At 73.3% G+C, this 7,091-nt stretch carries 6 protein-coding genes; 4 read left to right on the top strand and 2 right to left on the bottom strand.

The features are described 5' to 3' along the window. The first annotated feature begins 78 nt into the window (after positions 1-78). Together NUM_RS00410 and NUM_RS00415 are read left to right on the top strand one after the other, a co-directional pair. Entirely contained in the window at positions 79-981 is a 903-nt protein-coding gene (locus tag NUM_RS00410; protein ID WP_207122450.1) for an ABC transporter ATP-binding protein, read from the top strand. Then, positions 978-2,666: an ABC transporter permease gene (locus NUM_RS00415; protein WP_207122451.1), complete on the top strand. Its 1,689-nt coding sequence runs from the start codon at positions 978-980 to the stop codon at positions 2,664-2,666. The genes NUM_RS00410 and NUM_RS00415 overlap by 4 nt, the downstream gene beginning before the upstream one ends. Before the next feature lie 146 nt (positions 2,667-2,812). On the opposite strand, the gene NUM_RS00420 is transcribed toward NUM_RS00415, so the two are convergent. Continuing rightward, entirely contained in the window at positions 2,813-4,561 is a 1,749-nt protein-coding gene (locus NUM_RS00420; protein WP_225918232.1) for an ABC transporter ATP-binding protein, read from the bottom strand. 157 nt (positions 4,562-4,718) lie between these two features. On the opposite strand from NUM_RS00420, the gene NUM_RS00425 reads away from it, so the two are divergent. Next, entirely contained in the window at positions 4,719-5,165 is a 447-nt protein-coding gene (locus tag NUM_RS00425) for a MarR family winged helix-turn-helix transcriptional regulator (RefSeq protein WP_207122452.1), read from the top strand. 380 nt (positions 5,166-5,545) lie between these two features. Here NUM_RS00425 and NUM_RS00430 read toward each other — a convergent pair whose 3' ends face one another. After that, positions 5,546-6,112, bottom strand: coding sequence for a TetR/AcrR family transcriptional regulator (locus tag NUM_RS00430; RefSeq protein WP_207122453.1), 567 nt, complete (start codon positions 6,110-6,112; stop codon positions 5,546-5,548). Positions 6,113-6,188: 76 nt separating this feature from the next. Between NUM_RS00430 and NUM_RS00435 the strand changes: the two genes are divergently transcribed. Then, positions 6,189-7,049 carry an SDR family NAD(P)-dependent oxidoreductase gene (locus NUM_RS00435; protein WP_207122454.1) on the top strand — a complete coding sequence of 287 codons (861 nt, stop codon included), beginning with the start codon at positions 6,189-6,191 and terminating at the stop codon, positions 7,047-7,049. The last annotated feature ends 42 nt before the right edge of the window (positions 7,050-7,091 follow it).

A 7,091-nucleotide genomic window follows, 5' to 3' on the forward strand; every position in this document is an offset into this window, starting at 1 on the left:
TACCTCGAATCGTCGTACTGCGAGTTTATGCCCTTCACTACATTCACAAAATTATGAATTCAGTGTAGCGTCGATGGCATGGACAACGCCATCTCGGCGACCGGACTGGTGAAGCAGTTCGGCCGCACCAGGGCCCTCGACGGGCTCGATCTGCACGTCGCCACCGGCGAGGTGCACGGCTTCCTCGGTCCGAACGGCGCGGGCAAGTCGACCACGATCCGCGTCCTGCTCGGTCTGTTGCGCGCCGACGAGGGCACCGCCACCCTGCTCAGCGGCGATCCCTGGCGTGACGCAACCACCCTGCACCGCCGCCTCGCGTACGTGCCGGGCGACGTCAACCTGTGGCCCACCCTCTCCGGCGGCGAGGTGATCGACCTGCTCGGCCGGCTGCGCGGCGGCCTCGACCCGGTGCGGCGCAAGGACCTGCTCGACCGGTTCGACCTCGACCCGCGCAAGAAGGCCCGGACGTACTCGAAGGGCAACCGGCAGAAGGTCGCCCTGGTCGCCGCGCTCGCCTCGGACTGCGAGCTGCTGATCCTGGACGAGCCGACCTCCGGCCTCGACCCGCTGATGGAGCAGGTCTTCGCCGACTGCATCCAGGCCGAGCGCAAGAGCGGCCGGACCGTCCTGCTGTCCAGCCACATCCTGTCCGAGGTCGAGGCGCTCTGCGACCGGGTCAGCATCATCCGGGCCGGCCGCACCGTGGAGACCGGTACCCTCGCCGAGCTGCGCCACCTGACCCGCACCTCGGTCACCGCCGAGCTCGCCGGGCCGGGCGACGGCGTCGCCGCGATCCCCGGGGTGTACGACCTGGTCGCCGAGGGCAACCGGCTGACCTGCGAGGTCGACACGGTCAAGCTGGACGAGCTGCTCCGGCACCTGACCTCGGTCGGGGTGCGCAGCCTGACCAGCCAGCCGCCGACCCTGGAGGAGCTGTTCCTGCGCCACTACGAGCAGGACGAACCGGCGGTGACGGCATGACCAGCACCCGACGCGCACCGGCCCGCGGCGGCGGAACCAGGACCGCCGACCGCGCGCCGGCCCCCGCGGCCCCGGAGTCCGGCGGCGGGCAGCACTCCTTCGTCGGTACCGGCACGCTGGTGCGGCTCGCGCTGCGACGCGACCGGCTGATGGTGCCGATCTGGCTCGGCGTGCTGTTCCTGCTCACCATCATGTCCTCGCTCAGCGTCAAGGACCTGTTCGGTTCGGCCGCGTCCCGCGACCAGCTGGCCGGCAGCGCCGGCGCCACCCCGGCGACCGTCGCCATGTACGGCCCGTCCTGGGACGTCGGCACCCTCGGCGGCTTGTCCACCTGGAAGATGAACACGATGGGCACGGTGCTGCTCGGGCTGGTCAGCATCTTCGTCGTCACCCGGCACACCCGCGGCGACGAGGAGCCGGGCCGGCTGGAGCTGATCCGCGCCGGCGTCGCCGGCCGGTACTCGGCGCTCACCGCCGGCGTGCTCGTCGCGCTGCTGACCAACGTGGTGTCGATCCCGCTGGTGGCGCTGGGTCTGATGGCCGGCAGCGTCGGCGCCGGCCCGTCGTTCGGGTACGCGCTGGCTCTCGCGCTGGTCGGGTTCGTGTTCACCGGCCTCGCCGCGCTCACCGCGCAGCTGACCGAGAGTTCCCGGGCCGCGAACGGGATCGCCGCCGCGGTGCTCGCGGTCGCGTTCCTGCTCCGCGCGCTCGGCGACACCACCAGCCAGATCTCCTGGCTGGACTGGCTGTCGCCGCTGGGCTGGCTGGTTCGGTTCCGCGCGTTCGCGCCGCAGCCGCACTGGTGGCTGCTCGTACCGCCGGTGGTCGCGCTGCTGGCCCTGCTGGTCGCCGGGTACCTGCTGGCCGGTCGCCGCGACCTCGGCGCCGGGCTGCTGCCGGCGCGGCTGGGGCGGCCGGCGGCGAGCCGGCTCCTGTCCGGGCCGTTCGGCCTGGCCTGGCGGCTGCACCGGGGTACGTTGCTCGGCTGGTCGATCGGGTTCGCCGTGCTCGGTGCCGCGCTGGGCAGCGTCTCGAACGGGCTGGACGACTTCGCCGCGAGCAAGGGCGTCCGGGACATGCTTCAGGCGTTGGGCGGCCAGCAGGCGCTGGTCGACTCGTACCTGTCGTTCACCATGGCGCTCGCCGCGCTGGTGGTGGCGGTGTACCTGGTGCAGTCGCTGCTGCGGATGCGCGGCGAGGAGACCGCGTACCGGGCCGAGCCGGTGCTCGCCACGCCGGTCGGCCGGCTGCGCTGGGCGGCGAGCCACGTCACCGTCGCGGTGCTGGGCGCCGCCTGGCTGCTGGTGCTGATGGGGCTGTTCGCCGGGCTGGGGCGGGGCGGCGACGACGTCGGCCACCAGATCGGCCGGCTGCTCGGTGCGGCGCTGGCGCAGCTGCCGGCCGCGCTGGTGCTGGCCGGGATCACCATCGCGCTGATCGGTCTGCTGCCACGCTGGTCGGTGGCGGCCTGGGGGCTGCTCGGGCTGTTCGTGGCGATCGGCCAGTTCGGTGACCTGCTCAAGCTCGACCAGCGGGTGCGGGACGTCTCGCCGTTCACGCACACGCCGACGGTGCTCGGCGGGACGGTGAGCGCGACCCCGCTGATCGTCCTGTCGCTGGTGGCGATCGCGCTGGCCGCGATCGGCCTGCTCGGCCTGCGCCGCCGCGACATCGGCGCCGCATAGCGGGGGTGGGTCGGGCGGCGGGCGTTCACCGCCGCCCGGCTCCCGCCGCCGCGATTCGGTCCACTGTGGACACCGTCGCTGGGATCGGTACTGAGGTGTCCACAGTGGACACTGCGGCCGGGGCCAGCGGGTCAGGCGGCGGCGGGTCAGGCGGCGGCCAGCGCGGCGTAGCGGTCGCCGGCGGCGATCAGCTCGTCGTGCGTACCCGACTCGGCCACCCGGCCGCCGTCCAGCACCACGATCCGGTCCGCGTGCCGGATCGTGGACAGCCGGTGCGCGATCGCGATCGTGGTACGGCCCTCGGCCAGCGTGTCCAGCGCCCGCTGCACGTCCCGCTCGGTACGGGTGTCCAGCGCGCTCGTCGCCTCGTCCAGGATCAGGATCGGCGGGTTGCGCAGCAGCATCCGGGCGATCGCGATGCGCTGCTTCTCCCCGCCGGAGAACCGGTAGCCGCGCTCGCCGACGACCGTCTCGTACCCGTCCGGCAGCGCCGCGATCTGCTCGTGGATCCGGGCCGCCCGGCAGGTGGCGACGAGCTCCTCGTCGGTCGCGTCCGCCTTCGCGAACCGCAGGTTCTCCGCCACCGACGCGTGGAACAGGTACGTCTCCTGCGAGACGACGCCGACCGCGCCGGTCAGCGAGGCGGTGTCCAGTTCCCGCACGTCGACGCCGTCGATGGTCACCGCACCGCCGGTCACGTCGTACAGCCGGGCGACGAGGTAGCCGAGCGTCGTCTTGCCCGAGCCGGTGGCGCCGACCACCGCCAGCGTCGACCCCGCCGGTACGGTCAGATCGACGCCGGCGAGCGCGGCCGGGCCGCCGTCCGGGTCGTACGAGAAGGAGACGTCGCGCAGCGCCACCTCGCCGCGCACCGCCGGCAGCGACCGCGGGCCGGGCGCCAGGTCGACCGGCAGATCGAGGTACTCGAAGACGCGGCCGAACAGCGCGAGCGAGGTCTGCACCTCGACACCGACGCCGAGCAGCGAGACCAGCGGCCGGAACAGCCGGGTCTGCAACGTGGTGAAGGCGACCAGGGTGCCGATGGACACCAGGGTGCCGCCGTGCGCGAGGCTCAGCCCGGCGACCCAGTAGACGACCGCGGGCAGCACCGCGTAGGTGATCGACACCGCGGACATCCGCCACCGGCCGGCCATCACCGCGTCGACCTGCAGCCCGGACAGCCGGTCGGACTCGCCGGCGAACCGGTCCGCGAGCACCGAACCGCGGCCCAGCGTCTTGCCGAGCAGGATGCCCGACACCGACAGCGACTCCTCGACCAGCGCGGACATCGCGGCGAGCTGCTGCTGGTTGCGCCGGCGGATCGCCTTGCGCTCGGCGCCCACCCGCCGGGCCAGAGCGACGAACACCGGCAGCAGCGCGAGCGACAGTACGGCCAGCCGCCAGTCCAGCGCGACCATCGCGACGACCGCGGCGATCACGGTGGTGACGTTGCCGACGGTCGAGGTGATCGTCGAGGTCAGGACGTTCTGCACGCCGCCGATGTCGTTGGCCAGCCGGGACTGCACCTCGCCGGTACGGGTGCGGGTGAAGAACGCCAGCGACATCCGCTGCAGGTGCCGGTACACGCCGGTACGCAGGTCGTGCATGACGCGCTGGCCGACGGTGTTGGACAGCCAGGACTGCCAGACCTCGGCGGCGCTGGTGACCACCGGTACCGCGATCATGCCGAGGACCAGCCAGGTCAGCAGCCACACGTCGCGGTGCGGGATGGCGTCGTCGAGCACCGCCCGGAGCAGGAACGGCGACACCGTGGACAGACCCGCGGACGCCACGATCAGGGCCAGCACCACGAAGAGCCGGCGCCGGTACGGCCGGAACAACCGGGCGATCCGCGCCAGCGAGGGACGTTCGGTACGGGAATCTTCTTCGGTCACGTCAGGAGCACTCCGCAGGGTGGGGAACGTGAGCGGCGCCGCGGCGTCGGGACGCCGACCGGCCGCTCGATCATCACGAGACTAGCTCTTAACGAGTTAGGCTCGCAATCGAGTATCGGCCGCTAGACTACGCAGACCCGAGTACCAGGAGCCGACGGTGACCACGCCCGACAGTTCGACCGCGCAGCTCGCCGATCTGTTCTTCCGGCTGGGCAAACGGATCCGGCACCGGTCCGCCGAGCACCTCGCCCCGGTCGGGCTGACCCCCGCGCAGGCCCGCGCGCTGCGGGTCATCTCACACAGCGACCGCCCGCTGCGCATCGTCGCGCTCGCCGCCCGGCTCGACATCGTGCCGCGCTCCGCCACCGCCGTCGTGGACGCGCTGGAGGAGCTCGGCCTCGTCGCCCGCGGCCCCGACCCGGACGACCGGCGCTCGGTGCTCGTCGCCCTCACCCCCGCCGGTACCGAACTGCTCCAGCAATTGCGGGACACCCGCCGGCAGGCCGCCGAGGACCTGTTCCTCGCCCTCTCCCCGGCCGACCGCGCCGAACTGACCCGCCTCCTCGTCGCCCTGCACGACGCCACCGACCCCACCACCTGCTGACCCGCCACCGACCCCAGCCAGCGGCTCTCCCGTGCGCCGTGGCGGCGGGACTCCTGATCGCCACCGCGGCCCGGGGTCGCGGGGGTGAAGACCACCTCTGTTCACTGTTTCGACCCCTCGTGGGGAACGTGGGGAGGGGGCTTCGCCCCCTTGACCATCCCCCGTCGGGGATCCGGAGACGAGATCCTGACGCCGCCTGGCCGCCTCGGAAGGTCGGGGCGTCGGTGATCGGTGCGGACGGTGCCTTGCTCGCTTCGGAACCGCGGGGACCGGTGCGGCCTGTCCATCGACGCCGAGCCGCTCCGCCCTTGGTACACCACGGTGGGCGACCGGAGACCGGGCAAGGCATACCGCGCAACGTGCTGAACCGGGCCCGGTGTTCAGGGGTGGAGGTAGGTGAGGAGGTCGTCGATGAGGGTGGGGGCGTCGGCGTGGCCCTTGCCGTCGGGGGCGAGGTGGCCGGCGAGGGCGAGGTCGGCGGCGCCGTGCGCGAGGGCGCGGAGCAGTGCGAGCAGCCGGTCCGGGTCGCCGGGCGGGAGCGCGCCGGTGGCCTGGCCCGCGCGTACCGCGGTGAGCAGTTGGGCGGAGGCGGCGTGTGCGGCCTCGGCGAGCTCGTCGGAGTGCGTGGTCCAGCGCCCGTAGATCAGCTTGAACCGGGCCGGGTACTCCTGCGCCCATTCGGCGTAGCGCCGCAGCGACCGGCGCAGTACCTGCTCGGGTGGTTCGGTGCCGGCGAGGGCGGCGGTGAGCCGGTCCCGGCGACGGCGCAGTTCGCGGGCGGCGATCGCGGCGAGCAGCGCCTCCTTGTTCGCGAAGTGCTTGTACGGCGCGTTGTGCGAGACGCCCGACCGCCGGCCCACCTCGCGCAGCGTCACCGCCTCGACGCCGCCGGCGTCGAGCAGCTGTTCGGCCGCGTCCAGCAGCAGGTCGCGGGTCGTCGGGGTCACGCTCGTCACCCTATCCCTGGTTGACGTTGTCAACCTCGCATCGCTAGGTTGACAACGTCAACCTGAGGAGGAACCCATGCGAGCAGTGGTCACCGGCGCCACGAACGGGATCGGCGAGGCGATCGCCCGTCGACTCGCCACCGAGGGCGCGACGGTCACCCTGGTCGGCCGCAGCGACGAGCGCCTGCGCGCCGCCCGGGACCGGATCGTCGCCGCCGTGCCCGGCGCGGAGCTGGCCCTGGAGCGCGCCGACCTCGCCGAACTCGACCAGGTCCGCGCGCTCGCCGACCGGCTGCTGGCGGCCGCACCGCCGGACGCCGTGATCAGCAACGCGGCCCTCGTCACGCCGCTGGACCGCCGCGTCGCCGGCGTGCCACGGGTGCTCACCGTCAACCACCTCGCTCCGTACCTGCTGCTGCGGCTGCTGGCCGGCGCGGTCGAGCGGGCGCGGTTCGTGGTGGTCGGGGCCGATCCGGTCTCGCTCGCCCGGTCCCCGGTCGACCTGGACGACCTGCTCTTCGAGCACCCGGAGCGGCTCGGCGAGCCGGTCGGCCTGCGCCCGTTCCGCGCGTACGGGCGGACCAAGAACATGAACGCGATGTTCGTGTTCGCACTGGCCCGCCGCCTGGCCGGCACCGGCGTCACCGTCAACGGCGCGCATCCCGGCATCATCGGCGGTACCGGTCTGGCCGGCGAGGCGCCCGAGGTGCACGAGATCGTCGCCCGCACGTTCCAGCTCGACACGGCGTCCCTGCCCGGCCCGGAGGTCGGCGCCGACACCCCGGCCTGGCTGGCGACGGCGCCGAAGCTGGCCGGCGTCACCGGGCGGTTCTTCGTCGACCGCCGGCCGGTCGAGACCGCACCGCACACCACCGATCCCGCGCGCGGCGACCGGTTGTGGACCGAATCGGCGCGGCTGGTGGGCCTCCCGGCCTGACCGCGGATCCCGCCTGACCGCGGATCCCGCCTGACCGCGGAT

The sequence above is a fragment of the Actinocatenispora comari genome (genome assembly GCF_017312725.1).
GTDB lineage: Bacteria > Actinomycetota > Actinomycetes > Mycobacteriales > Micromonosporaceae > Actinocatenispora > Actinocatenispora comari.

Excerpts from the sequence above, each read along its gene's own strand:
- NUM_RS00410 (WP_207122450.1), top strand. The coding sequence starts at position 79 with ATGGACAACGCCATCTCGGCGACCGGACTGGTGAAGCAGTTCGGCCGC.
- NUM_RS00415 (WP_207122451.1), top strand. The coding sequence starts at position 978 with ATGACCAGCACCCGACGCGCACCGGCCCGCGGCGGCGGAACCAGGACC.
- NUM_RS00435 (WP_207122454.1), top strand. The coding sequence starts at position 6,189 with ATGCGAGCAGTGGTCACCGGCGCCACGAACGGGATCGGCGAGGCGATC.